The organism is Rhabdochromatium marinum (assembly GCF_016583795.1).
Classification (GTDB): domain Bacteria; phylum Pseudomonadota; class Gammaproteobacteria; order Chromatiales; family Chromatiaceae; genus Rhabdochromatium; species Rhabdochromatium marinum.
This window is the reverse complement of record NZ_NRRS01000150.1, coordinates 1-2,015: the sequence shown is the minus strand read 5'-3', so window position 1 is coordinate 2,015 and position 2,015 is coordinate 1. Positions and strand designations below refer to the sequence as shown.

The window sequence follows — 2,015 nt, the reverse complement described above, 5'->3', positions numbered from 1 at the left end:
GAGGGTGAGAACAAGCCGGGCGTACCACAGCGCTTCTTTGTCGCGAGGTGTTCGCGTGCCGGTTGATTTTCAACGGCGGATCGGGGCCATCGCAACCGCTCGCCACAGAGGTCAGCGGGAATTGCTGCTACCACCACGCCTTACTTGAACTGCTGGGATGGCGGTATGTGGCGTTATATTCCGGAAGCGGCTGAGGGGGGGGCGGAATGACGGCTTTACCCTTAGCCGCGCCGAGGGCGGCGTCGACAGCGCCTTCTCCATGGAACCCGCCGAGATGGCTGCACTGGTCACCGAGACCGAGCGCGCCTGGCAGGCGTTAGGGGGTATCCAGTATGGCCCCACCAAGGTTGAGCAAGGTTCGCTGAGGTTTCGCCGCTCCCTTTACATTGCCCAGGACATTAAGGTTGGCGAGGTGCTGACGCCCGAGAATCTGCGCATCGTCCGCCCTGGTTTTGGCCTAGCACCCAAGCACTACGACAGCCTGCTCGGGCGACGGGTGAATCGCGATCTGGCGATGGGTACGGCGTTGCGGTGGGAGTATTTGTGATGGCAGGCTCAGCTTGGGCTGGCCGGCCGCGCTATCCGAGAACACGACCCGACACTGGATTGAAATTGAATCATGTGCGGCATCGTCGGCTACATCGGCACTCAACTCGCGGTCGCCCGCCTTCTGCACGGCCTGCGCGAGCTGGAATATCGGGGCTACGACTCCGCCGGCCTTGCCGTACTTGCCCCCGAGGGTCTGCGCTGCTTCAAGGCCGTCGGCAAGCTCAACAATCTCGCCACCAAGCTCGGCGACTATGAATCGAGCGGTCCGGTCACTGCCATCGGCCATATCCGCTGGGCTACCCACGGCAAGCCCACCGAGGCCAATGCCCATCCGCACGGGCTCACCCACAGCCAGGTGGTGCACAACGGCATCATCGAAAACTACGTCGCGCTGCGTGAAGCGGTCGAGACGCCGTTCCTGAGCCAGACCGATAGCGAGGTGATTGTTCATCTGTTCGAGCGTCACCTCGCCGCGCAGGCCGAGTCCACCCCGAATCAGCGTGCCGAGACCTCGTCGGCCACTGATGATCCGGCCATTGATCCCGCACTGGCCGCCTTCCGCGCCACCCTCGACGCGCTGCATGGTGCCTATGCCATTCTGCTGATCAGCGAGACCGCGCCGGGCCGGATCTTCTTCGCCCGCAAGGGCTCGCCGCTGCAGCTGGGCTTTGCCGAGGACGGCTGTCACTTTGCCTCCTCCGATGCGCCCTTGGTCGGCGTCTGCAGCCAGATGCTGTATCTGGAGGACGGCCACTGGGGCGTGGCGACGGCCGAGGGTTTGACCCTGTTCGGCGCCGACGGCTCGCCCGCGGTGCTGCAGCCGAAGCCGCTGCCGGCCAGCAGCCTGGCGGCGCGCAAGGAAGGGAGAAAAGAACCGGCGGCGCCTACCTGCTCAAGCGCCTGGCGCGAGTGCCAGCGCGGGTGGAGATTGCCAGCGATTTTCGCTACCGCGAGCCGGTGTTGGACCCGAACGGCCTGTTCGTGGTGATCTCCTAGTCCGGCGAGACCGCCGACACCCTGGAAGCGATCAAGCTGGCCAAGGCGCAGGGGCTCTCGACGCTGGCACTCTGCAACGTCGACAACAGCTCCATCGTGCGCGAAGCCGAGCGCACCCTGCTGCTGCGCGCCGGCATCGAGAAGGGCGTGGCCTCCACCAAGGCCTTCTCCGCGCAGGTGCTCACCCTCTGGCTGCTGGCCCTGTATTGGGGCCAGACGCGCACGGTGCTCAGCGGCGAACGCCACGCCCGCGAGCTGACCTCCCGATATGTGCGCTGACACCCAACCCGCAGACACCGCAGTCAAGAACGACCACGATAGTCCGTGGAAAGAGGCTTTGGAGCAGCCCTTTTAAGGTGGGCTAACCAGCGGCCAGAAGCTTGGCGGTCGAGACATGCGGCTTATCTTTGTATCGAGTGCGTTTGGTCAGCGGTTTTTTCGGACCCCGGCGATTTTTTCGCATGGCTTTC

The 2,015-nt window shown here is 64.4% G+C and carries 3 protein-coding genes; all 3 read left to right on the top strand.

Annotated elements, in window-relative coordinates:
* Window positions 1-175: 175 nt before the first annotated feature.
* The 3 genes from CKO36_RS18845 (at window position 176) to CKO36_RS18835 (ending at window position 1,824) form a co-directional block, all read left to right on the top strand.
* Window positions 176-547, top strand: a complete 372-nt coding sequence (locus CKO36_RS18845) for an SAF domain-containing protein (protein WP_420826356.1) — start codon at window positions 176-178, stop codon at window positions 545-547.
* Between the two features lie 72 nt (window positions 548-619).
* The gene (locus tag CKO36_RS18840) at window positions 620-1,537 is read left to right on the top strand and encodes a class II glutamine amidotransferase (RefSeq protein ID WP_200286441.1); all 918 of its coding nucleotides are present in this window, start codon (window positions 620-622) and stop codon (window positions 1,535-1,537) included.
* A 29-nt stretch (window positions 1,538-1,566) separates the two neighbouring features.
* Window positions 1,567-1,824 (top strand): SIS domain-containing protein, encoded by a 258-nt coding sequence (locus CKO36_RS18835; RefSeq protein ID WP_200286443.1) that lies wholly within the window; start codon window positions 1,567-1,569, stop codon window positions 1,822-1,824.
* Window positions 1,825-2,015: the final 191 nt, after the last annotated feature.